The 23,484-nt window shown below is 70.9% G+C and carries 22 protein-coding genes; 15 read left to right on the top strand and 7 right to left on the bottom strand.

Going from position 1 to position 23,484, the window contains the following annotated elements; genetic code table 11:
• Positions 1-301 precede the first annotated feature (301 nt).
• Entirely contained in the window at positions 302-2,440 is a 2,139-nt protein-coding gene (locus tag LDO26_RS07895; RefSeq protein ID WP_232130539.1) for a catalase, read from the top strand.
• 49 nt (positions 2,441-2,489) lie between these two features.
• On the opposite strand, the gene LDO26_RS07890 is transcribed toward LDO26_RS07895, so the two are convergent.
• From LDO26_RS07890 to LDO26_RS07870, 5 genes are read right to left on the bottom strand one after another with little or no spacing between them, the layout of a single operon-like run.
• Positions 2,490-2,756: a hypothetical protein gene (locus LDO26_RS07890; protein WP_232130538.1), complete on the bottom strand. Its 267-nt coding sequence runs from the start codon at positions 2,754-2,756 to the stop codon at positions 2,490-2,492.
• Positions 2,746-3,483, bottom strand: coding sequence for a glycosyltransferase family 2 protein (locus tag LDO26_RS07885; protein ID WP_232130537.1), 738 nt, complete (start codon positions 3,481-3,483; stop codon positions 2,746-2,748). Before LDO26_RS07885 ends, LDO26_RS07890 begins: the two co-directional genes overlap by 11 nt.
• Positions 3,480-4,082, bottom strand: coding sequence for a class I SAM-dependent DNA methyltransferase (locus LDO26_RS07880; protein WP_232130536.1), 603 nt, complete (start codon positions 4,080-4,082; stop codon positions 3,480-3,482). The genes LDO26_RS07885 and LDO26_RS07880 overlap by 4 nt, the downstream gene beginning before the upstream one ends.
• Positions 4,079-4,855 carry a PIG-L deacetylase family protein gene (locus LDO26_RS07875; protein WP_232130535.1) on the bottom strand — a complete coding sequence of 259 codons (777 nt, stop codon included), beginning with the start codon at positions 4,853-4,855 and terminating at the stop codon, positions 4,079-4,081. The genes LDO26_RS07880 and LDO26_RS07875 overlap by 4 nt, the downstream gene beginning before the upstream one ends.
• Positions 4,843-5,844 (bottom strand): acyl-CoA dehydrogenase family protein, encoded by a 1,002-nt coding sequence (locus tag LDO26_RS07870; protein WP_435594054.1) that lies wholly within the window; start codon positions 5,842-5,844, stop codon positions 4,843-4,845. Before LDO26_RS07870 ends, LDO26_RS07875 begins: the two co-directional genes overlap by 13 nt.
• Positions 5,845-6,057: 213 nt before the next feature.
• On the opposite strand from LDO26_RS07870, the gene LDO26_RS07865 reads away from it, so the two are divergent.
• The 13 genes from LDO26_RS07865 to rnhB all read left to right on the top strand — a co-directional run bounded on the left by LDO26_RS07865 (position 6,058) and on the right by rnhB (position 19,727).
• On the top strand, positions 6,058-6,930 hold the full coding sequence (locus LDO26_RS07865) for an aldo/keto reductase (RefSeq protein ID WP_232130533.1): 873 nt from the start codon (positions 6,058-6,060) through the stop codon (positions 6,928-6,930).
• Positions 6,931-7,056: 126 nt separating this feature from the next.
• Positions 7,057-7,782, top strand: coding sequence for a UMP kinase (pyrH, locus tag LDO26_RS07860; RefSeq protein WP_232130532.1), 726 nt, complete (start codon positions 7,057-7,059; stop codon positions 7,780-7,782).
• Between the two features lie 184 nt (positions 7,783-7,966).
• Positions 7,967-8,524 (top strand): ribosome recycling factor, encoded by a 558-nt coding sequence (frr, locus tag LDO26_RS07855; protein ID WP_232130636.1) that lies wholly within the window; start codon positions 7,967-7,969, stop codon positions 8,522-8,524.
• A 136-nt stretch (positions 8,525-8,660) separates the two neighbouring features.
• Positions 8,661-9,410 (top strand): polyprenyl diphosphate synthase, encoded by a 750-nt coding sequence (gene uppS / locus LDO26_RS07850; RefSeq protein ID WP_343226164.1) that lies wholly within the window; start codon positions 8,661-8,663, stop codon positions 9,408-9,410.
• Positions 9,407-10,246: a phosphatidate cytidylyltransferase gene (locus LDO26_RS07845; protein ID WP_232130531.1), complete on the top strand. Its 840-nt coding sequence runs from the start codon at positions 9,407-9,409 to the stop codon at positions 10,244-10,246. Before uppS ends, LDO26_RS07845 begins: the two co-directional genes overlap by 4 nt.
• Positions 10,247-10,319: 73 nt before the next feature.
• Positions 10,320-11,498 (top strand): 1-deoxy-D-xylulose-5-phosphate reductoisomerase, encoded by a 1,179-nt coding sequence (gene dxr, locus LDO26_RS07840; RefSeq protein ID WP_232130530.1) that lies wholly within the window; start codon positions 10,320-10,322, stop codon positions 11,496-11,498.
• Between the two features lie 21 nt (positions 11,499-11,519).
• Positions 11,520-12,881, top strand: a complete 1,362-nt coding sequence (gene rseP, locus LDO26_RS07835; protein WP_232130529.1) for an RIP metalloprotease RseP — start codon at positions 11,520-11,522, stop codon at positions 12,879-12,881.
• A 79-nt stretch (positions 12,882-12,960) separates the two neighbouring features.
• A complete protein-coding gene (bamA, locus tag LDO26_RS07830) occupies positions 12,961-15,483 on the top strand; it encodes an outer membrane protein assembly factor BamA (RefSeq protein WP_232130528.1) in 2,523 nt (840 codons plus the stop codon).
• A gap of 28 nt (positions 15,484-15,511) precedes the next feature.
• Positions 15,512-16,540, top strand: a complete 1,029-nt coding sequence (gene lpxD, locus LDO26_RS07825) for a UDP-3-O-(3-hydroxymyristoyl)glucosamine N-acyltransferase (protein WP_232130527.1) — start codon at positions 15,512-15,514, stop codon at positions 16,538-16,540.
• Positions 16,537-16,992 (top strand): 3-hydroxyacyl-ACP dehydratase FabZ, encoded by a 456-nt coding sequence (gene fabZ, locus LDO26_RS07820; protein ID WP_232130526.1) that lies wholly within the window; start codon positions 16,537-16,539, stop codon positions 16,990-16,992. Before lpxD ends, fabZ begins: the two co-directional genes overlap by 4 nt.
• 1 nt (position 16,993) lies before the next feature.
• On the top strand, positions 16,994-17,794 hold the full coding sequence (gene lpxA / locus LDO26_RS07815; protein ID WP_232130525.1) for an acyl-ACP--UDP-N-acetylglucosamine O-acyltransferase: 801 nt from the start codon (positions 16,994-16,996) through the stop codon (positions 17,792-17,794).
• A 68-nt stretch (positions 17,795-17,862) separates the two neighbouring features.
• Positions 17,863-19,107 (top strand): lipid-A-disaccharide synthase, encoded by a 1,245-nt coding sequence (gene lpxB / locus LDO26_RS07810; protein ID WP_232130524.1) that lies wholly within the window; start codon positions 17,863-17,865, stop codon positions 19,105-19,107.
• Positions 19,104-19,727, top strand: a complete 624-nt coding sequence (gene rnhB / locus LDO26_RS07805; protein ID WP_232130523.1) for a ribonuclease HII — start codon at positions 19,104-19,106, stop codon at positions 19,725-19,727. Before lpxB ends, rnhB begins: the two co-directional genes overlap by 4 nt.
• Here rnhB and LDO26_RS07800 read toward each other — a convergent pair.
• Positions 19,720-20,175, bottom strand: a complete 456-nt coding sequence (locus LDO26_RS07800; RefSeq protein WP_232130522.1) for a hypothetical protein — start codon at positions 20,173-20,175, stop codon at positions 19,720-19,722. The two genes, rnhB and LDO26_RS07800, sit on opposite strands and share 8 nt — an antisense overlap.
• 61 nt (positions 20,176-20,236) lie before the next feature.
• Complete coding sequence (locus LDO26_RS07795) at positions 20,237-22,426, bottom strand: tetratricopeptide repeat protein (RefSeq protein ID WP_232130521.1); 2,190 nt, start codon at positions 22,424-22,426, stop codon at positions 20,237-20,239.
• A gap of 199 nt (positions 22,427-22,625) precedes the next feature.
• Between LDO26_RS07795 and LDO26_RS07790 the strand changes: the two genes are divergently transcribed.
• Positions 22,626-23,288: a DUF1232 domain-containing protein gene (locus LDO26_RS07790; RefSeq protein ID WP_232130520.1), complete on the top strand. Its 663-nt coding sequence runs from the start codon at positions 22,626-22,628 to the stop codon at positions 23,286-23,288.
• Positions 23,289-23,484 lie beyond the last annotated feature (196 nt).

Raw genomic sequence — 23,484 nt, 5'->3', positions numbered from 1 at the left:
CCCGGCGGGACGCCGGTGCTAGTGAAGCGCCGGGATGCCGCCCGTCGGTTGCGATGCCCGCAACGTCGCCGCAAGCGACGCGCTCACGCTCGCCACGCATCGTCTGTCGGCCCGCACGTCGTCATGCTGGGCACGCGGACGACGCAACCACGCATCGGATGCACCGGCGCGTGTTCAGGTCCTCTGCGCGGCGCGGATACGCAGGATGCGCGACGGCACGTTCACGGCACTCCACGCAACCTCCGGAGACGACCGCCACGCATCGTGGCCTGTTCCGTTCGTCACTCCCGAGGAAAATCCGATGGCCGCCAGCAAGCCGACACGCAAGCCCGCCGCACGCTCCGCCGGGTCCGGCACTTCCGATCGATCGCGCGACGCCACCGGCAAGCGCGCGGGTGACGCCCGCGGCAACGGCGACGAACTGCACCAGAGCGCAGGTGGCGCGCATCCGCCGCTGACCACCAACCAGGGTCTGCCGCTCGCCGACAACCAGAACTCGCTGCGCGCGACCGAACGCAGTCCCACGCTGCTGGAGGACTTCATCCTCCGCGAGAAAATCACCCACTTCGATCACGAGCGCATTCCCGAGCGCATCGTGCATGCGCGCGGCTCGGCGGCGCATGGCTATTTCGAGCTGACGAAGTCGCTGGCGCCGTACACCCGCGCGAAGATCCTCACCGAAGTCGGCGAGAAGACGCCCCTGTTCACCCGCTTCTCGACCGTGGCCGGCGGCGCCGGTTCGGTCGACACCCCGCGCGACGTGCGCGGCTTCGCGGTCAAGTTCTATACCAGGGAAGGCAACTGGGACCTGGTCGGCAACAACATCCCGGTGTTCTTCATCCAGGACGCGATGAAGTTCCCGGACGTGGTGCACTCGGTGAAGATGGAGCCCGACCGCGGCTATCCGCAGGCCGGCAGCGCCCACGACACGTTCTGGGACTTCGTGTCGCTGACGCCGGAAACCATGCACATGATCATGTGGGCGATGAGCGACCGCACGATCCCGCGCTCGCTGCGCACCATCGAGGGCTTCGGCGTGCACAGTTTCCGGCTGGTCAACGAGGCCGGCGATAGCACCTTCGTCAAGTTCCACTGGCGGCCGAAGCTGGGCATCCAGTCCACGGTCTGGGACGAGGCGGTCAAGCTGCAGTCGGCCGACAACGACTTCCATCGCCGCGACCTGTTCGAGGCGATCCAGTCCGGCAACTTCCCCGAGTGGGAGCTGGCGGTGCAGCTGTTCACCCAGGAAGACGCCGACGGATTCCCGTTCGACCACCTCGATGCGACGAAACTCATCCCCGAGGAACTGGTGCCGTTGACGGTCGTCGGGCGCATGGTGCTCGACCGCTGGCCGGACAACTTCTTCGCCGAGACCGAGCAGGTCGCGTTCTGCCCCTCGCACGTCGTGCCGGGCATCGACTTCAGCAACGATCCGCTGCTGCAGGGCCGGCTGTTCTCGTATCTCGACACCCAGCTCTCGCGCCTCGGCGGTCCCAACTTCCACCAGATTCCGATCAACGCGCCGAAATGCCCGTTCGCCAACCTGCAGCGCGACGGCCACATGCAGATGGGCGTACCGAAGGGCCGGGTCAACTACGAACCCAGCTCGCTGCAGGGCGACACGCCGCGCGAGACGCCGGCCGGCTTCCGCAGCCATGCCACGCCGGCCGACGACGGCGCCAAGGGCCGCATCCGCGCCGGCAGCTTCGCCGACCACTACTCGCAGGCGCGGATGTTCTTCCGCAGCCAGTCCGCGCCCGAACAGGCGCACATCGCCTCGGCGCTGGTGTTCGAGCTGTCGAAGGTCGAGACGGCGCACGTGCGCGAGGCGGTCGTCAGCCACCTGCGCCACGTCGACCCCGCACTCGCGCAGCGCGTCGCCGACGGGCTCGGCATGGACGCGCTGCCGCCCGCGCCGGAAGCGCGCGTCGCGCCGCAGGACCTGGACCCGTCGCCGGCACTGCGGATCATCGACCGCATGAAGGACACGCTCGAAGGCCGCTGCGTCGGCATCCTCGTCCACGACGGTTCCGACGCCGCGACGATCAAGAGCCTGCGCAAGGCGGCCGAATCAGCGGGCGCGACGGTCAAGGTCGTGGCACCGAAGCTGGGTGGCGCCAGGCTCGCCGACGGCAAGAAACTCCCGGCCGACGGCCAGCTGGCCGGCACGCCGTCGGCGGTGTTCGACGCGGTCGCGGTGGTGCTCTCCAGCGACGCCGGCAAGCAGCTGGCGAAGGAAGCGGCCGCCGTCGACTGGGTCCGCGACGCCTTCGGCCACCTCAAGGCGATCGCGGCCGATGCCGGCGCGCAGGCCGTGCTGAAGGCCGGCGGCATCGCCAGGGACAAGGGTGTCGTCGACGCCGGCGACATCAAGGGCTTCATCGCCGCGGCGAAGACCCGCCAGTGGGACCGCGAACCGAAGGTGCGCCTGCTGGCCTGACAGTCACGGCACACGGCCAACGGACAGCGCCGCCGCGAGGCGGCGCTTCCTATGCACGATTCGCGCGGCGCTTGCGCCAGGTCACGAACTGGCCGACGACGGCCGTTGCGAGGATGCAGCAGTTGGTGACGATGAACACCCAGTCGCCGACCAGCGCGCTGTAGGCCACGAATCCTGTCGATGCGGCGATCTGCCCGACGAACAGCCATTTCGAGACGCCACGCGCACTGTCGTCGCGGACCTGCGTCACGATCTGCCGGCTCAGCGTCGCCAGCAGGATCGCCGAGGCGGCCCAGCCGATCGACTCAGGACTCACGGGAAGTCCCGGTTCGCGCAACCGGCATCGGATCCGGGCCGACGACGCCCCGCACCTGCACCGCAAGGCCCCGCGTGCGCGCCTCGAGTGCGAGCAGATAATCGGCGAAACCGCCGCGGGCGCGGGCGACGCGGCGCGCACTGGTGACGACGGCCGGGCTCGCCTTGCGCGCGATGCGCGCGCCCGCGGCGACCAGCGCGGCGACGACCGCGACATCCTCGTGCGCCGCCAGCGGCGGAAACCCGCCACAGCGCAGGTACATCGCCGCGCTCATGCCGAGGTTCGCGCCGTGCACGTGCGGATGGCCGTCGCGATCGCACTCGCCCGCCAGATAGGTCTCGCGGACCGCCGTGCCGTAATCGCACCAGTCGTGCACGGTGACGATCCCGCAGAACGCATCGCAGCGGTAGGCCAGCTGCGCGGACAGCCAGTCGGGCGGCACCACCGAATCGGCATCGGTGCAGGCCACCCAGCGCGCGCCGCGCGCGATCGCCATCACCGCCCCGGCCGCGCGGGCGCGACCGACGTTGCCTTCCGACAGCGCCAGGCCGACCACGCCATGGGCGGCGACGATCGCCGCGGTGTCGTCGCTGCAGCGGTCCAGCACCACGAAGATCTCGACCTGCTCGCCCGCCAGTGCCGTGCAGGCCGCGGCATGCTGGACCGAAGCCAGGCACGCGGCGATGACCGCTTCCTCGTTGTGCGCGGGAATGACGATGCCGATCATCGCAGGCCCGCCCGCTGCGCGACCGATCGGCCACCGCCGCCCCAGCCTTCGAGGCGCAGGTCGCCGTCGGCATAGGCGAACAGCCGTGGCAACGCCAGTCGGCGGCGCAGCAGGCGATGCACGTCGCGACCGGACAGCGGCGCCTCGCGGAACGGCGCCAGCCAGTGGCAGGCGACCAGCACCCCGCCATCGCGCAAGCTGGCGCGCAGCCGCGCTGCCATCCGCGACAGCGTCGCGGCATCGAGGTAGTAGCCGACCTCGCTGAAGACGATCAGGTCGAAACGGCCGTCGGGCCAGTCGTCCGGGTGTCGCGCCTGCCGCGCGCGCACGTGTGCCAGACCTTGCGTACGCGACGTGGCCAGTGCGACCGCGCGGGCGCTGAGGTCGGTGGCCAGCAGCCGGTCGCAGCGCGGCGCGAGCGCTGCGGTCAGCTCGCCGTTCGAGCAACCGATTTCCCAGGCATCGGCGAAGCGCGCCGCCGGCAGGCTCGCCAGCAGCAGGCTGCGCTTGCGCGCCTCGTACCAGCGCTCGCGGTAGCCGAACGGGTCGTCGTCGGAATAGATGGCGTCGAAATACTGCGCGGGCGTGGCGGCGGTCATCGCAGCAGCACCTCGAATCCGCGTCCGAACCGGGCCAGCACGTGCGGCGGCAGGATCGGCGGCACCGCGGGATCGTCGCTGCGCAGCTGCGAGGCGAAGCACGCCAGCGCCTTCGCCTTGGCGCTGCAGGCCGCTGCCGGCAGCCGGCAGCGGAACGCTTCCGGCAGCGGCGCGACCGCGACGTCGGGCGACATCCAGTGCCAGGCCCAGACCGGGAACTGGACGACGTCCGCCGCGCATGCGGCAGCCGCGCGTTCGACCCCGCGCGCGCAGGCTTCGTGATCGGGATGGCCGTCGCCGCGCCACGTCGTCAGCACGCGATCGCCGCTGCGCAGCAGCGGCCGCAGGGCGTCCGACAGCACGCGCTCCTGTGCCGCGACATGGCCGTCGCCGAGGTCGAGGCTGGTGATCGCACCGGCACAGACGCCCAAGCATGCCATCGCGCGCGCCAGTTCGCGCCGTCGCGCCGCGCGCAGGCGCGCCGCCGGCCACGCATCGACACCCGGGTAGCAGGCTTCGCCGTCGGTGACCGAGACGACACGCACGTCGAGGCCCGCCGCGCGCGCGGTCGCGATCAGACCACCGGCACCCAGCGCCTCGTCGTCGGGATGCGGGGCGACGACGACGAGCCGGCGTATGCCGGCCAGCCATGCACCGGCATCGAGCATCGGCAGCGCGGCCAGCCACGGCGAACGCCGCCACGCGGATTCCGGCGTGCCGGCGCCCTCGATCCTCGGCGACATCGCGATGTCCACGGCGGCTACAGTCGCCATGCATCCGCCTCCGCGCGCACCGCTTCGCCGAGCGAGGCCCAATCGCGCTCGGCGTGGCTCTGGCGCAGGAACGTCGTCAGGTCCGCGCAGCGCAGCGCATGCGCGCGGTCTTCGCACAGCGGCCCTGGCCCCAGTGCCCGACCCACCCGGTCGATGACCTCGGCGGCGCTGCGCTCGACGACGCTGCGCACGCGGGTCACCGCGTCGGCATGCGCCAGCGTCGGCGCGGCGTCGATGCGCGCCGCGGTCTCGCGCAGCAGGCTGGCCGCAGCGGACAGTGCCATGTCGACCGCACCCAGATGCGCCATCGCATGCGGACTGTCCGCGGCGCGCGGCGCCAGCCGCAGCGTGTCGGCGATCGCGGTCGCGGCGCCGAACCAGCAGGCCGCGATGCCGGCGCCGCCATGCCAGAACCCGGGCCGCGACAGATAGGCACCGGGCGCAGCCACCTGGACCGCCGGCACGGCGTCGAATCCGACGCGTCCGCTCGGTACGCGCGCCATGCCCACCGCCTGCCAGCCGGCAGCGTCATGGTCGACCCCGGGCTGGCGCAGGTCCACATGCACCAGCACGCGCTGGTCGCCCGCATGCGCGGTCACCAGCGCCGCATCGACCATGTCCGCGCCCGAACACCAGGCCTTGGTGCCGTGCAGCGTGCCGCGCCGCCCGGCACCCGGGCGGAACTCCAGCCGTGCATCCGGCGGCTCGGCCGCCCAGACCGCCAGCAGCGATCCGGGGGTGGCGATCCCAGCATCGTCCAGTTCAGCAAGGATGGCCTGCGCGTCGTAATGCGCTTCCAGCAGCTTCGCCAGGCACACGTCCGCGGCGGCGGCGGCGGCCAGCAACCGCCAGCGTGCCAGCGTCGCGCCGCCACCTGGCAACGGCAGCGTCGGCGTGTCCAAAAGATGCGCGCGCGCGGCGTGCAACAGGACTGCGGACGCAGGTGGCGCAGAGGTGGCGCCTGCCGCGTTTGCGGCCGATCGTTGCATCACGACACTGCTCCGGAAACGGTGCCGGTACTGTGCGTGCGCCCGGATGACGGCGATGCGACGACCTCCGGGGCCGTGCCGTCGCGGTTGTCCGCCGCGCAGGCAAACGGCGGGCACGGTGGTCCGCCGCGCCGCACGCCTCACGCCATGCCGACCGCGGGCCGCCGAAACTGGCGGCCAGCCGCGATTGGCGGCGTCGGACAGGAGCCCCGCATGTCGCCGGCATCGCAACCCGTCGCGGACCATGGCGCCGCCGCAACCGTCGGCCTGCGCAACGCGACGCGGCTGCCCGCCCTCGGCCAGGGCTCATGGAACCTGGGCCAGGGTCGCCACCCGGCAGCGCAGGAAATCGACGCGCTGCGGACCGGCTGCGGGCTGGGCATGACACTGATCGACACCGCGGAGATGTACGGCGACGGGCGTTCGGAGTCGCTGATCGGCCGCGCGCTGGCCGGCCTCGCGCAGCGTCCCCGGCTGGTGTCGAAGGTCCTGCCGTCGAATGCCAGCGCGCGCGGCATCGTGCGCGCCTGCGAGGCCAGCCTCGCGCGCCTGGGCGTCGAACGGCTGGACCTGTACCTGCTGCACTGGCGCGGCGGCGCCCGCCTGCCCGAGGTGGTGGACACCTTCGAGCAGTTGCGCGATGCCGGCCGCATCGCCGGTTGGGGCGTGTCCAATTTCGATGTCGACGACATGGAGGCGCTGTGGTCGGTCCCCGGTGGCGACCGCTGTCTCGTCAACCAGGTGCTCTATCACGTCGGCAGCCGCGGCATCGAGTTCGACCTGCTGCCATGGTGCATCGACCACGAGGTCGCGGTGATGGCCTATTCCCCGCTCGGCAGCCGCGCGCTGCTGGAGGACGCCACGCTCGCCCGGATCGGCGAACGCCGCGGCGTGTCGGCGACCGCGGTCGCGCTGGCCTGGGCGATCCGCGGTGGCCATGTGGTCGCGATTCCCGAATCGGGCTCGGTCGCCCACGTGCGGGAGAACGCCGCCGCGCTGCAGTTGCGGCTCACCGCCGACGATCTCGCGCTGCTCGACCGGCATTTCCCGCCACCGGTGCGCAAGCTGCCGCTGGACGTGCTGTAAGGCGTGCCTCGACTGGCCGGAAAACCGCCTGCATCCGGCCCCTTTCGGGTGAGACCGGCGCGCGGAGCCCCCCGCTGGCGCGCGCGATCCCCTAGAATTCCCCGGCCGCCCCACCGGAGTCCCCGCATGTCGCAACCCCTCGCCTACCGCCGTGTCCTGCTCAAGTTGTCCGGCGAGGCCCTGATGGGAGACGAGGACTACGGCATCGACCCCAAGGTCATCGGCCGCCTCGCCGACGAGGTCATCGAGGCCCAGCAGGCCGGCGCCGAGGTCGGCGTGGTCATCGGCGGCGGCAACATCTTCCGCGGCGCAGGGCTGGCCGCAGGCGGCATGGACCGGGTCACCGGCGACCAGATGGGCATGCTGGCCACGGTCATCAACGCGCTGGCGATGCAGGATGCGCTGGAGAAGCGCGGCGCGCGGGTGCGGGTGATGAGCGCGATCAAGATCAACGATGTCTGCGAGGACTACATCCGCAGGCGCGCGATCCGGCACCTGGAGAAGGGCCGGATCGGCATCTTCGCCGCCGGCACCGGCAACCCGTTCTTCACCACCGACTCGGGCGCGGCGCTGCGCGCGATCGAGATCGGTGCCGACCTGCTGCTCAAGGCCACCAAGGTCGACGGCGTCTACGACGCCGACCCGAAGAAGTTCCCCGATGCCAGGCGCTACGACACGCTGACCTACGACGAAGTGCTCGGCCAGGGCCTGGAGGTCATGGACACGGCCGCGTTCGCACTGGCGCGCGATTCCGACCTGCCGTTGCGGATCTTCGACATGAGCCAGCCGGGCGTGCTGCTGCGCATCCTGCGCGGCGAATCGATCGGCACGCTGGTGCAGGGCAGGAGCTGAGCGCCAGAGTTCGGAGGACAGGGGCCAAGGCGGGCGAGAACGCGGGCGTGGCCCTTGCCTCGCCGTGTCCGGGGCCCCTGCGCTTTCCGCCCCTGCGCTTTCCGCCCGGCCCTGCCGCCGGTCCCTGTCCCCTGGCCCCTGCCCTTATAATCGTCCGATTCCGCACATGGATCGGGCCACGACGATGCTCAACGAAATCAAGCAGGACACCCAGACGCGCATGGCCAAGAGCGTCGAGGCGCTCAAGCACACCCTGATCAAGGTGCGCACCGGCCGCGCCTCGACCGCGCTGGTCGAACACCTGAAGGTCAACTACTACGGCTCCGACATGCCCCTGAGCCAGGTCGCCAGCGTCGCCGTCTCCGACGCCCGCTCGTTGACGATCACGCCCTGGGAGAAGCAGATGGTCGGCGCGGTCGAGAAGGCGATCCTCGCCTCCGACCTCGGCCTGACCCCCAACACCGCCGGCACCACGATCCGCCTGAACCTGCCGGCGCTGACCGAGGAGCGCCGCCGCGAGCTGTCCAAGGTCGTGCACGGCGAAGGCGAGGACAGCAAGGTCGCGATCCGCAACATCCGCCGCGACGCCAACCAGCAGATCAAGGAGCTGCTGAAGGAGAAGCTCATTTCCGAGGACGACCAGCGCGCCGCCGAGGACGACATCCAGAAGCTGACCGACAAGGCGATCAAGGATGTCGACGAGGTCGTCAAGACCAAGGAACAGGAACTGATGGCGGTTTGATGCGCCGTGATTCGCAATTGGTGATTCGTTGTTGGTAGAAGCCAAAGCCGAAGAGGCCATGCCATTGCCTGAGACTTCAGATTCGCGGGATTCCGCTGTTCCGAATCACGAATCACGAATCACCGATCACGGTCACGTGCCGAGGCACGTGGCCATCATCATGGACGGCAACGGCCGCTGGGCCGCACGCCGCCGGCGCCCGCGCGTCATCGGCCATCGCGCCGGTGCGCGCACCGTCAACCTGTGCATCGACTTCTGCCTCGAACGCGGGATCGAGGCGCTGACCCTGTTCGCGTTCTCCAGCGAGAACTGGGGCCGGCCCGAGGACGAGGTCGGCGCGCTGATGAAACTGTTCCTGCAGGCGCTCGACCGCGAGGTCGGCGAACTGCACCGCCGCGGCGTCCGCCTGCGCTTCATCGGCGACCGCGCGCGCTTCAGCGACGCGATCCGCGCGCGCATGGACGCCGCCGAAGCGCATACCGCCGGCAATACCGCGCTGACGCTGTCGGTCGCCGCCAGCTATGGCGGCCGCCACGACATCGCCATGGCGGCGCGTGCGCTGGCCGAGGACGTGGCCGCCGGCCGCCTGCGCCCCGAGGACATCGACGAGGCGGCGGTGGGCGCGCGCGTCGCGCTGGCCGACCTGCCGGCCCCGGACCTGTTCATCCGCACCGGCGGCGACCTGCGGATCAGCAATTTCCTGTTGTGGCAGCTGGCGTATACCGAGCTGTGGTTCACCGAGACCCTGTGGCCGGAACTGGACGTCGCCGAACTGGAGCGGGCCCTGCAGGCCTATGCCGTGCGCGAACGCCGTTTCGGCCTGACCGGCGAGCAGATCGCCCGGGACGTGCCGGCGGCACCTCCCCACCAGACGAGAAGCCGATGACCCGCACCCGCATCCTCGCCGCCCTGCTGATGGCGCCGATCGCCATCGCCGCCGTGCTGCTGCTCAACACCCCGTGGATGGCCGCGGTCTCGGCGATCGTGTTCCTGGCCGCGCTGTGGGAATGGCTGCGCCTGACCGACATCGAGGACACCCTGGCCCGCACCCTGCTGCTGCTGGCCAACCTGTTGCTGATGGTGGCGATCGTCTGGGCCTCGGCGACCGGCGGCGGTTCGCTGGTGCTGCTGAAGATGATGGTGGTGGTCGGCGTGATCTGGTGGCTGCTGGCGGCGATGTGGCTGCGTCACTACGACTTCGCCTCCGACCATGACACCCGCGCGCGCGTGTTCAAGCTCGCCGCCGGCACGCTGGCGATCATCCCCGCCTGGTGCGCGCTGTGCCTGATCCATGCCAACGAGGGCGGCGAGCACGGCAACCGCTGGCTGCTGCTGGCGCTGGCGGTCGTCTGGGCCACCGATACCGGCGCCTACTTCGCCGGGCGCCGCTTCGGCCGGCACAAGCTGGCACCGCGGATCAGCCCCAACAAGACCGTCGAGGGGCTGGCCGGCGGCGTGCTGGCCGGTGTGCTGGTCGCGGTCGCCGCCGCGCCGTGGGCCGGCGCCACGACCGCGCAGCTGCCGCTGGTCGCGCTGGTCGCGCTGCTGACGGTGCTGGCCTCGGTGGTCGGCGACCTGTTCGAGAGCCTGCTCAAGCGCCATGTCGACGCCAAGGACTCGGGCACGCTGATCCCCGGCCACGGCGGCGTGCTCGACCGCATCGACAGCGTGCTGGCGGCGCTGCCGGTGTTCGCCCTCGGCAAGATCTGGCTGGGGTTCTGAACGGCATGCAAGCGAACCACGCCTGGCCCCGCCCCGGGACCACTTCCCACGCCTCCGTCCCCGGGGCCGCCCCGTGACCCGCAACGTCGCCATCTTCGGCGCCACCGGCTCGATCGGCAGCTCGGCGCTCGATGTCGTCGCCCGCCACCCGCAGCGCCTGCGCGCCAGCGTGCTGGCGGCCGGCCGCAACGTCGAGGCGCTGGTCGCGCTGTGCGTGCGCCATCGGCCCGACCATGCGGTGATCGCCGACGAAGCCGGCCACGCCGCGTTGCGCGCGGGCCTGCGCGCATCCGGCCTCGACACCAAGGCGCACGCCGGCGTGGCGGCGCTCGACGCCCTGGCCGCCGATCCTGACGCCTGCGACACCGTGGTCGCCGCGATCGTCGGCGCCGCCGGCCTGGACTCGACCCTGGCGGCGATCCGCAGCGGCAAGCGCGTGCTGCTGGCGAACAAGGAATCGCTGGTGCTGGCCGGCACGCTGATGATGCAGGCCGCGCGCGAGGCCGGCGCCACCGTCGTGCCGATCGACAGCGAGCACAACGCGATCCACCAGTGCCTGCCGCCCGATGGCGGTTGCCGCGGCGTGCGCCGGATCGTGCTGACCGCCTCCGGCGGGCCGTTCCGCGGCCGCACGCGGGAATCGCTGGCCGACGTCACGCCGGCGCAGGCGGTCGCGCACCCGAAATGGTCGATGGGCCCGAAGATCTCGGTCGATTCCGCGACGCTGATGAACAAGGGCCTGGAACTGATCGAGGCGCACCACCTGTTCGCGATGCCGTCCAGCCGCCTCGACGTGCTGGTGCATCCGCAGAGCCTGGTGCATTCGCTGGTCGAGTTCATCGACGGCTCGACCCTCGCCCAGCTCGGCCTGCCGGACATGCGCACCGCGCTGGCGGTGGGCCTGGGCAGTCCGGAGCGCATCGCCTCGGGCGTCGCCGGCCTGGACCTGTTGCAGCACGGCCGCCTGGACTTCGAGGCGCCGGACCTGCGCGCATTCCCCTGCCTGCAGCTGGCCCGCGACGCGCTGGAGGCCGGCGGTACCGCACCGGCGGTGCTGAACGCCGCCAACGAAGTGGCCGTTTCAGCCTTTCTTCAGGGTCGCATGCGTTTTCTAGCCATTCCGGCGCTGGTCGAGCACACGCTTGCCGCGCTTCCTGCCGTCCCCGCGGAATCGCTGGACGTGCTGCGCGCGACCGACGCGCGGGCACGCGAGCTCGCGGGACTGGCGATCGAGACAGGTGCGGTCCGTTGAGCAAGCCGGTGAGCAAGCGCGATGTCTGAATTCCTCGGTTCGGTGTGGTGGCTGATCGTCAGCCTCGGCGTGCTGGTCACCTTCCACGAGTTCGGCCACTACTGGGTCGCGCGGCGCTGCGGGGTCAGGGTGCTGCGCTTCTCGGTCGGGTTCGGCCGCGCCCTGTGGTCGCGTCGCGGCCGCGACGGCACGGTCTACCAGGTCGCGATGATCCCGCTCGGGGGCTACGTGAAGATGCTCGACGAGCGCGAGGGCGACGTCGCCCCGGCCGAGGCCGCGCAGGCATTCAACCGCGCCTCGGTGTGGAAGCGCATCGCCATCGTCGCCGCCGGCCCCGTCGCCAACCTGGTCCTGTGCGTCGCGTTGCTGTGGGCGATGTTCGTCATCGGCCGTCCGGACTACGCGCCGGTCCTGGGCCAGGCCACCGGCATCGCCGCGGCCTCGGGCCTGCGCGGCGGCGACACCATCGATGCCGTCGGCGACCGCGCCACGCCGACCTGGAGCGAAGTCCACCTGGCGCTGCTGCCCGCCGCGCTCGACCATGCCGATGTCGACGTGCAGGTCACCGATGCCAACGGCCGCGCCGCGCAGCGCCGGCTGCAGCTGTCGCAGCTGCCGGCGGACTTCGACCAGCGCCGCATCACCCAGATGATCGGGGTCGTGCCCCGGCATTTCCTGCTGCCGCCGGTGGTCGGCCGGGTCACGCCGGATTCCGCCGCCTGGGGCGCGCTGGCCGAGGAAGACCGCATCACCGCCATCGATGGCGTGCCGATCCACTGGTTCGACGAGATCGGGCCGGCGGTGCAGCCGCTGGGCGAGCGCGACCGGCCGGCGATGATCGAGGTGCTGCGCGGCGGCGAACGGCTGGCGCTGGAGATCACCCCGACCCGTCTCGAACGCCCCGACGGCAGCCAGCTCTGGGCGCTGGGCATCGCCCCGCCCGCCAACCTGCCGGCACCGGAAAAGGACGCCGTGCAGCGCTACGGCCCGGTCGCCGCGGTGCCGGTGGCATTGCGCGAGGTCGGCCACCTGACCGGCCAGCTGGTCGGCATGGTTGGCCGCGCGTTCAGCGGGCGGCTGGCGATCGAGAACACCGTGTCCGGCCCGATCACCATCGCCCGGGCCGCCAATGCCTATGCCCAGCAGGGCGCGGCGTGGTACCTGACCATCCTGGCGCTGCTGTCGCTGAGCCTGGCGATCCTGAACCTGCTGCCGATCCCGCTCTTGGATGGCGGACACCTGTTGTATTACCTTATCGAGTTGGTCAAAGGCAGCCCTGTCAGCGAGCGCGCGATGGTGGCCGGACAGTATGTCGGGCTGGTCCTGCTGGCCAGCCTGATGGGTCTGGCGTTCTACAACGACATCCTGCAACTGGTGCGCTGACGCCTCCGAGACCCGCCTTCACCCGCACGACCTCCATCGCATACCGACGCGATGGGCACCTCCCCTACCGGATCCGATGATGACGCGAATGCCCGACCGCCGACTGCTTGCCCTCGCCCTTGCCGCGGCCATCGCCACGCCAGCCTGGGCCCAGACGGCGCCGTCGGAACCCGCAGCAACGGCACCGGCCGCGCTGCCCGCGCTGGCGCCGGCATCGGCCAGCAGCTTCACCGTCAGCGACATCCGCGTCGACGGCCTGCAGCGCATCGGCGCCGGCACGGTGTTCACCTACCTGCCGATCGAGCGCGGGGACACGGTCGACCAGAACCGGCTGTCCGACGCGATCCGCGCGCTGTACCGCACCGGCTTCTTCGAGGACATCCAGGTCGGCCGACAGGGCGACATCCTGGTGTTCTCGGTGACCGAGCGCCCGGCGATCAACCGGCTGACGCTGACCGGCAACAAGGACATCAAGACCGAGGACCTGACCCGGGGCCTCAACGACATCGGCCTGTCCGAGGGCGAGACCTTCGACCGCCTCGACCTCGACCGCGTCACCCAGGAACTGGTGCGCCAGTACAACAACCGCGGCAAGTACAACGTCAAGATCGAGCCGACGGTGTCGCGCCTGGACCGCAACCGCGTCGACATCGCCATCGCCATCGACGAGGGCAAGGCGGCCAAGATCCGCCACATCAACATCATCGGCAACGAGATCTACGACCTCGACACGCTGACCGACAACTGGGAATCGGGCGAATCCAACTGGCTCAGCTGGTACCGCCGCGACGACCAGTACTCGCGCGAGAAGCTCGAGGGCGACCGCGAGAAGCTGCACAACTTCTACCTCGACCGCGGCTACATCGACTTCAGCGAGGACAGCATCCAGGTCGCGATCAGCCCCGACAAGACCGACATGTTCATCACCGCCGGCATCACCGAGGGCGAGATCTACAAGGTGTCGGACGTGCAGATCACCGGCAACACGGTGCTGCCGAAGGAAGAGATCCAGAGCCGCGTGTTCGTCAACGAGGGCCAGGTGTTCTCGCGCGCGCTGCTGGAGCTGAGCTCCGACGCGATCACCGCCACGCTCGGCAACATCGGCTACGCCTTCGCCCAGGTCAATCCGATCCCGGAGGTCGACCGCGAGAACCGCACCGTGGCGATCAACCTGCAGGTCGTGCCGGGCCCGCGCGTCAACGTGCGCCGCATCCAGTTCCGCGGCAACACCCGCACCGCCGACGAAGTGATGCGCCGCGAGATGCGCCAGTTCGAGAACGCCTGGTACTCGCAGGCCGCGATCGACCGCTCCAAGGTCCGCCTGCAGCGCCTGGGCTACTTCGAGTCGGGCAGCGTCAACGTCGAGACCCAGCCGGTGCCCGGCACCAGCGACCAGGTCGACGTGATCTTCAGCGTTACCGAGACAACGTCGGGCAGCTTCGTGTTCGGCCTGGGCTACTCGCAGCTGGCCGGCGTCACCACGTCGGTGCAGCTGTCGCAGAACAACTTCCTCGGCAGCGGCAACCGCGTGTCGGTGGAGGCGCAGCGCAACGTGTACCTGCAGCGCTACTCGTTCTCGTTCATGAACCCGTACTTCACCGACGGCGGCATGTCGCTGGGCTACAACCTGTGGTGGCGCGAGTTCGACAACTCCGAGTTCAACACCGCGCAGTACTCGTCGACCAGCGCCGCCGGCCAGGCGATCCTCGGCATCCCGCTGACCGAGAACGACTCGTTCTCGCTGCTGTTCGGCGCCGACCGCAACCAGATCTACGCCTGGCGCGGTTCCTCGCCGGAGTCGATCGTCGACTACATCGACGCGTTCGGCTCGCGCACCTTCCACGCCTGGCGCAGCGAGCTGGCCTGGGCGCGCGACACCCGCAACGACTACCTGCAGCCGACCCGCGGCACGTTCCAGCGGGTGTCGCTGGAAACCACCCTGCCCGGCTCGACCGCCGAGTTCTACAAGCTCAACTACGAGATCTCCCGGTACTGGCCGATCAACCGCGCGCTGGTGCTCAACACCCGCGCCGAGATCGGCTACGGCGACAGCTATGGCGACGACGTCGTGCGCAACATCTGCTACACCGTGCCGACCGAGGACAACCCGACCCCGGTGCCCACCGACCCGTGCCTGCCGGACTCGGCGGACTACATCAAGACGGTCACCGCGACCGGGCTGCCGTTCTACGAGAACTTCTACGCCGGTGGCGCGCGCTCGGTGCGCGGTTTCCGCGACAACACCCTGGGTCCGCGCGAGACCGCGTTCGCCAGCAGCTACCTGCAGCCGATCGGCGGCGCGGTCAAGACGGTCGGCTCGATCGAGATGTTCTTCCCGCAGCTGATCAAGTCGCCGGCCGCGCGCATCTCGGCGTTCGTCGACTTCGGCAACGTCTACAAGGACATCGATTCCTGGGACGCCAAGGAACTGCGCGCCTCGGCGGGCGTGGCGCTGATGTGGCGCGCACCGGTCGGCCCGATCTCGATCAGCTACGCCTACCCGCTGCGCAAGCAAGACGAGGTCCGCGGCGGTGCTGGCGACCTGATCAAGGCCGGCGACGAGGTCGAGCGCCTGCAGTTCACCTTCGGCGGCGCGTTCTGACCGCGTCGCGCGACGCGACCACCGGCCCATGGCAGCAGACCACGCTCCCCATACCGCCGCGGCGCTCGCCGCGCGTTTCGACCTCGGCGTCCGCGGCGACGCCACGGTTGCGGTCACCGGCGTCGCGCCGCTGACGCGCGCCGGCCCGACCGAACTCGCGTTCCTGTCGAACCCGCGCTATCGCCCGCAGTTGGCCCACACCACGGCCGGCATCGTGGTCATGCGCGAGGCCGATGCCGACAGCTATGCCGGCACGGCACTGATCGCGCGCGATCCCTACGTCGCCTACGCGAAGATCGCCGCGCTGTTCGAACCCGCCGCCAACGCGCCCGCCGGCGTCCACCCGTCCGCGGTCATCGACCCGTCGGCGGTGGTCGATGCGACCGCGTCGATCGGCCCGCAGGTCTGCATCGGCGCCAACACCCGCGTCGGCGCGGGCACGCGCATCGGCCCCGGCTGCGTGATCGGCGACGACTGCGTGATCGGCGATGGCTGCGAGCTGGTCGCGCGGGTCACGCTGGTGACCCGCGTCCGCCTCGGCCAGCGGGTCACGATCCATCCGGGCGCGGTACTCGGCGCCGCCGGCTTCGGCCTGGCGATGGACGCCGGCCACTGGATCAACGTGCCGCAGCTCGGCGGCGTGGTGATCGGCGACGATTGCGACATCGGCGCCAATACCACGATCGACCGCGGCGCGCTCGACGACACCGTGATCGAGGAGGACGTCCGCCTCGACAACCTGATCCAGATCGGCCACAACGTGCGCATCGGCGCGCACAGCGCGCTGGCCGGCTGCGTCGGCGTCGCCGGCAGCACCCGCATCGGCCGCTACTGCCTGCTCGCCGGCAAGGCCGGGGTCGCGGGACATCTCGACATCTGCGACAAGGTCGTCATCCACGCGATGACGATGGTGTCCGCATCCATCACCGAGCCCGGCGAGTACTCGTCCGGCATTCCGGCGCAGCCCACCCGGGAATGGCGCAAGAATGCCGTGCGGATCCGCCAGCTCGATTCGCTCGCCCGCCGCATCGGCGGACGCGCAAAGGGGGAGGAATGACGCTGGACCCGACATTGCCGATCGACATCGACGGCATCCACAGGCTGCTGCCGCACCGGTACCCGTTCCTGCTGATCGACCGGGTGATCGAGTTCGAGGTCGGCAAGCGGGTGCTCTGCTACAAGAACGTTTCGGCCAACGAGCACTATTTCCAGGGCCATTTCCCCGGCCACCCGGTGATGCCGGGCGTGCTGGTGATCGAGGCGCTGGCGCAGGCCGGCGGCATCCTCACCCACCTGACCAAGGGCAAGGACTGCGAAGGCAACCTGTCGTACCTGGTCAAGGTCGACGCGGCGAAGTTCTCGCGCATGGTCGTGCCCGGCGATCGCCTGGAACTGGAAGTCTCGATCAAGCGCGAGATCCGCAACATGACGATGTACAGCGGCGTCGCCCGGGTCGACGGCCAGCAGGCCGCCTGCGCGGAGATCGTCTGCGCGGAAGTGAAGCGCTGACATGCGCGAGGCCGGGCCGCGGACCGATGCCATCCATCCCACGGCGGTCGTCGATCCCGGCGCGCGGCTGGGCGAGGGCGTGCGCATCGGTGCGTTCACCCTCGTCGGCGCGGACGTCGAGATCGGCGCCGGCACCGTCATCGGCCCGCACTGCAGCGTGCACGGACCGACCCGGATCGGTCGCGACAACCACATCCACGGCCACGCCGCGATCGGCGGCGAGCCGCAGGACAAGAAGTTCCGCGGCGAGCGCGTGGAACTGGTCATCGGCGACCGCAACACGATCCGCGAATTCGTCACCATCAACCGCGGCACCGGCGACGGCGGCGGCATCACCCGCATCGGCGACGACAACTGGTTGCTTGCCTACACCCACGTCGCCCACGACTGCATCGTCGGCAACCACTGCGTGTTCTCCAACAACGCCACGCTGGCCGGGCACGTCGAGGTCGGCGACCACGTCATCCTCAGCGGCTTCGTCGGCATCCACCAGTTCTGCCGCATCGGTGCGCATGCGTTCATCGGCATGGGCGCGTTCGTCAACGGCGACGTGCCGCCGTTCGTCATGGTCGCCCAGGACGGCTACGGCCGGCCGCGCGGCATCAACGCCGAGGGCTTGAAGCGGCGCGGTTTCGACAGTGCGCGCACCGCGGCGATCAAGCGCGCCTACCGCGCGCTCTACGTCTCCGGCGACTCGCTGGCCGAGGCCCGTGCGTGCATCGCCGAACTGGCCCGGGACAGCGACGACGTGCGCGCGTTCCTCGATTTCATCGACAGCGGCGAGCGGCCGTTGTTGCGGTGAAGCGGTAATTGGTGATTCGTGATGACCGAACATTCGTTCGTTGAAACGCCGTGATTCGGAAGAGCAGAATGCCGCCATCTGACCGATCGCGTGATCCTGCTTTGTCGAATCACCAATCACCAATCACGAATCACCCGACCAGGACCGCGCTCCGCGTGGCCCTGGTTGCGGGCGAAGCCTCCGGCGACCTGCTCGGCGCGGGGCTGATCGAACAGCTGCGCGCGCGCCACCCGGGCGCCGAGTTCGCCGGCGTCGGTGGCGATGCGATGCGCGCCGTCGGCCTCGATGCCTGGCACGACGCGTCGGAACTGGCGGTCATGGGCCTGTCCGAGGTGCTGCGGCACCTGCCGCGGCTGCTGCGCCTGCGCCGTGGACTGCGCAAGCGGCTGCTGGACTGGCGGCCGGACGTGTTCATCGGCATCGACGCGCCCGATTTCAACCTCGGGCTCGAACGTACGCTCAAGCGGCACGGCATCCGCACGGTGCACTACGTCAGCCCGTCGATCTGGGCCTGGCGGCAGGGGCGCGCGGCGAAGATCGGACGCAGCGCCGACCTGGTGCTGTGCCTGTTCCCGATGGAGCCGGCGATCTACGCCCGGCACGGCGTCGATGCGCGCTTCGTCGGCCACCCGCTGGCCGAACTGGTCGCACTCGACCCCGATCGCGCGGCCGCGCGCGCCGCGCTGCAGCTCGACGCCGCGGCGCCGGTGCTGGCGGTGCTGCCCGGTTCGCGGCTGGGCGAGATCGCGCGGCTGGGCGAGGTGTTCCTGGACGCCGCCGCGCGCGTCGCGGCGGAACTGCCGGGGCTGCAGATCGTGGTCCCGGCCGCCAACGCCGGCTGCCGCGCCGCATTGCAGGCACTGCTGGCCGGGCCACGGTTCGCCGCGCTGGACGTCCATCTGCTCGATGGCCAGGCGCGCACCGCGATGGTCGCCAGCGACGTGGTGCTGCTGGCCTCGGGCACCGCGACGCTGGAGGCGCTGCTGGCCAAGCGGCCGATGGTCGTGGGTTACCGCATCGCGCCGAGCACCGCCTTCCTGGTACGGCTGCTGAAACTGATGAAGGTCGACCGGTTCTCGCTGCCGAACGTGCTCGCCGGCCGCACCATCGCGCCGGAGCTGATGCAGGAGGACTGCACGCCCGGGAACCTGGCCGCGGCGGTGCTGCACTGGTTCCGCGACCCGGCCGCCGTCGCCGCGCTCGATCCGGTCTACCGCGACCTGCACCTGCAGTTGCGGCGCGGCGCCTCGTCCGCTGCCGCCGACGCCGTCGACAAGCTTGCGCTGCCGGCACTGCCGGGGCCGTCGCCGTGACCCGGCGCCTGCGCATCGCCGGCGTCGACGAGGCCGGACGCGGGCCGCTGGCCGGCCCCGTGGTCGTGGCCGCGGTGATCCTGCATCCGCGGCGCCCGCTCGACGGCCTCGACGACTCCAAGAAGCTCACGGAAAAGCGCCGCGAGGCGCTGTATCCGCAGATCACCGCCAACGCGCTGGCATGGCGGATCGAGTTCGTCGATGTCGACGAGATCGACCGCATCAACATCTTCCACGCGACGATGACCGGCATGGCCCGCGCGGTGCAGGCGCTGCTGCCGGCCGCGGAGCGGGTGCTGGTCGACGGCAACCGCCTGCCGCCGGGCCTCGCCTGCCCGGCGCGCGCAATCGTCGGCGGCGACGCGATCGAGCCGTCGATCATGGCCGCATCGATCCTGGCCAAGGTCGCGCGCGACCGGGCGATGGTCGCCATGCACGCGCGCTTTCCCGTCTACGGCTTCGACCGGCACAAGGGCTACGCCGCGCCGACCCACCTCGCCGCGCTGCAGGCGCATGGCCCCTGCCCCGCGCACCGGCGCAGCTTCGCCCCGGTGCGCACGGCGCTTGCCACCACGCCGACTTGCGACGACCTGTTCGACGCGGCCGTGGGCGTCAGTTGACGACATCGCCGCCCTGGTCGACCAACGGCATCATCACGCCGCGCCCGACTGCAACGATACCGATGCCTCCCGACGCCGAGCCGACGGCATCGCCCTGCCATTGCACCTGGTAGTGGTAGTGGCCGTCATCCAGCCCGCTGCCGAGTACGACCTCGCAGGCGCCGTCACGGTCCGGCCGATACACCGGAAATGGCCCACTCCCTTTGGGTCCTGAAACAGTCTCCGGCACTGCGCCGCGGTCCGCATGCAAAGGCCTGTCGAACACCAGATAGAATCCGCCGGCATCGCCTGGACGCATGGTCCAGACGATCCTCGTCCCTGGATCCGCGGACACCGTCTCCGGCCAGACCGCCAGCGATCCGTCCGCGGCCGCTTCGATTTCAACCCTCACCTCCCCTACGGGGGGCGGCGTGGCACCGGACGGGGTCGTCGAACGCTTCATTCCCATTGCAGTTCTCCTGTTGGCAGCCCTGGGGCTGGATGGGGACTCCCGGATCGCGCGATGCAGGTCATCGCATGCCGCGCCCGGCGGCGGGTGCGATACCGGAGATACCGGAAAGGAAGGGATTGCCTGTGATCCTGTTGTCGGTGACGCCGGCGGCACGCGCATCGGCGATGCGCTGCCGTGCCTCGTCGCTGCGTCCAAGCGCCGTCAGGGTCTGCGCGTTGAGCAGGGCCACCTCGCCGCTGGCCGCCCCCACCGCCTCGGCGCGCGTGACGAATCCGGCGGCTTCTTCGCCCCGGCCCACGCGTGTCAGGTACCAGCCGTGCGCGGCGAGGGCGATCGCATCCTGGTCCCGGGTCGCCAGATAGCCTTCGGATATCGCCAGCGCATGCCGGTAGGCATCTGCCGCCTGTGCCGCCGTGGCCGGCGCGGCCTGCAGCGCATTGCCGAGGTTGCCCCACAGGAACGGATTCTTCGGATCGAGCGCCAGTGCCCTGCGCAGCAGGTCCGCCGCCCGGGCGTAGTCGGCTTCGATGAAATGGATCTCGGCCAGGTTGCCCAGCGCCGGCGCAGACGGTGCGATCCGCAGCGAACGCTCCAGCGCCGCGGCCGCGGCCGGCAGGTCGCCTGTGGTCAGGTACACGCCCGCCAGACTGCTCAATAGCCCGGCATCGTCCGGGCGCAGTTCGCTGGCCTTGCGATAGGCGGCGATGGCCGACGGCATGTCCCCGGCCAGATAGTGCTGGTAGCCGAGCCGGCTGTGGATGCCGGCGTTGCCGGGACTGGCCGCGAGCGCCTGGCGGAAGTAGCCGGCGGCCGCCGGATGGTCGCCCTGCGCCGCAGCCAGTTGTGCAAGGCCGGTGTAGGCGCCGGCGGCGCGCGCCGGATCGCGCAGCGCCCGGTCGTAGTGGGCGCGGGCCTGGGCGGTTTCGCCGAGGATGCGATGCAGGTCGGCCAGCGCCAGCGCGACCTCGCTGGATTCCGCATCCATGTCGCGGGCCAGCGCGCAGGCCGCCCTGGCCTGGCCGAGGAACGAGGCGTTGCGCTGGTTGGCATAACGGACCAGTTCGGCCCGGCAGATCCCGGCCTGCGCACGGGCGAAGCCGGCGTCCTCGTCGAGCGCGCCACGAAAATGCACGATCGCATCCTCGGTGCGGGGATCGGCCGGCGGAGATGCCCGCAGCGCCTGCAGTCCGCGCAGATAGGACGCGAAGGCCACGGGGCTGGAGGTCGGCTGCAGGCGCCGGTCGAGCGCGGCCCGTTCGGCCGGCACCACGTCCAGCAGCGCGGCCAGCACTTCGTGGGCGATCTGGCGCTGGGTCTCGAAGATCCGGCTGTCGTCGCGGTCGAAGCTGCGGCTCCACAGCACGTAGCCGGTGCCGGTATCGCTCAGGCGTGCATTGATGCGCAGCTTGCCGTCCTCGCGGCGCACGCTGGCATCGAGCACGGTGGCGATGCCCAGGCGCCTGCCCAACGCCCTGGGGTCGCGCTCGGGCGGGGCGCTGTCGCCGGGAATGTAGGCCGCCACGGTCAAGCCCTGCACACCGGCCAGCGCATCGTGCATCTCGATCGCCAGGCCCTCGGCGAACCAGCCGTCCTCCGGGCGATCGCCGAGGCTGACGAACGGCAACACGGCGATCGAGGCCGGTCGCGGCGGCGCCGTGGCGTCACGTTGCTGCCAGGCCCAGACCGCCGCCAGCAATGCCAGCAGCGACAGCAGTGCGACCCGCGCCCGCACACCCGCCGGGCGCACCCGCTGGGCAGGCGCGGCCGTGCCGGACGGCACGGTTCCGGCCGTCACGCCCAGGGGAATGCCGGCCGCCGCGGACGCAACATCGCCCGCGTCTGCGGAATGCGCCGACGCGGGGTCCGGCAGCGGCACATCGGTGGGCGATGACGGCGTTTCCAGCAATTTGCCGACGAACATGTAGCCGATCGCATGCCGGGTCTGGATGTAGCGCGGGGGCTGGCCGCGGTCGTCCATCGCACCGCGCAGCTGCGCCACGGCACGGGTCAGCACCCCGGAGGTGACGTGGCGGTGGCCCCAGACGAGATCCAGCAGCACGTCCTTGGGAACCAGCTCGCCGGCCCGCTCCAGCAGCGCCAGCAGCACCACGAAGGCCTTCGGCTCCAGTGCGACCGGCTGGCCGGCGCGCAGCAGCGTACGTGCGCCGACGTCGACGACGACATCGCCGAACCGGTAGCGCCCCCGGCCCGGTCCACCACCGGCAGTGGCGTCGCCATCTGGCTGCATCGGCAACCCCTCATCGAAACCTTCGGAAAAACCTCGCCAACCGGGTCGATCCATGGCGAAAGCCGCGCCGGTTCCTCATGACCGCCCCGCCCGCGCGGCGGAAGCTGTCCAGGCGCCGGACAGGCGCGCATCCAACCCTGGACATCCGCCCCTGGCCGTCCGTACCCCCGGATGGCCACCACGAAAACGGAGCACCGTCATGTACGCAAACGCCATTCATACGCAACTCCAGCCACTGCCCGCGACGACGCAATCGCGCACCGCCGGCCACGGCCGCCGCCGCAGGGTCGGCCAGCTGGTCGTCGACGAGCGCCGGCTGGCACGCTTCAACCGCCTGCTCAAGGCACTGGGCCATGCCACCGGCCTGGACATCGACCAGCTGGCCACGTTCGGTCGCACGCTGGCCGCCACCACGCCCGGCCAGACCACCCCGGACTGGATCCACCACCGGTTGCAGCAGGGCGAACTGCTGTCCCGGATGCTCGGCGATCGCGACTGGGCACCCGGCAGCGAGCCTGGCGGCGGCCGGGTCGCATTCCTCGGCCGGGTCGTGCTGGGCTACCTGCGCAGCCGCGACGACCTGATTCCCGACGACACGCCGGGCATCGGCCGCCTCGACGATGCCATCGTCGTCGACGTGGCCTGGCCGATGCTGGCCGGTGAGGCCGCCGCCTATCGCGACTTCTGCCGGCTGCGTGACGCGGAGGCCCGGCTGCGTGGCTGCGCGGCCGGAGGGTTCCGCTTCACCCGCAGCGACTGGCGCGCGGCGCGGCGCGCCGAGGTGGCGCTGCAGCGCCTGCGCAACCGGATCCGCGACAGCAGCTACCTGCCCGCGGCGGCGGCACGGTTCCGGGTCCATTGAAGTATGTCTCCATCGAGGCGCAGCGACGGCATGCAGATGGTCGCCCAGCAACATGGCCGCGGGACCCGGTGCCCGCGCGCTACGGCGCCGTCGCTGCGCCCCGTTCATCGCGCGTTGCCGCGGCCCCTGCGGCTCCGGCCACGCCTGGCTGGCCGGCGACGCGCACGCAACGGTGCGCGCGCCCTGTCAAGCCTTG

The sequence above is a fragment of the Proluteimonas luteida genome, from assembly GCF_021191695.1.
GTDB classification, from domain to species: domain Bacteria; phylum Pseudomonadota; class Gammaproteobacteria; order Xanthomonadales; family Xanthomonadaceae; genus Luteimonas; species Luteimonas luteida.
The sequence above is the reverse complement of the archived record's forward strand: the minus strand, read 5'-3'. Positions and strand labels throughout refer to the sequence as shown.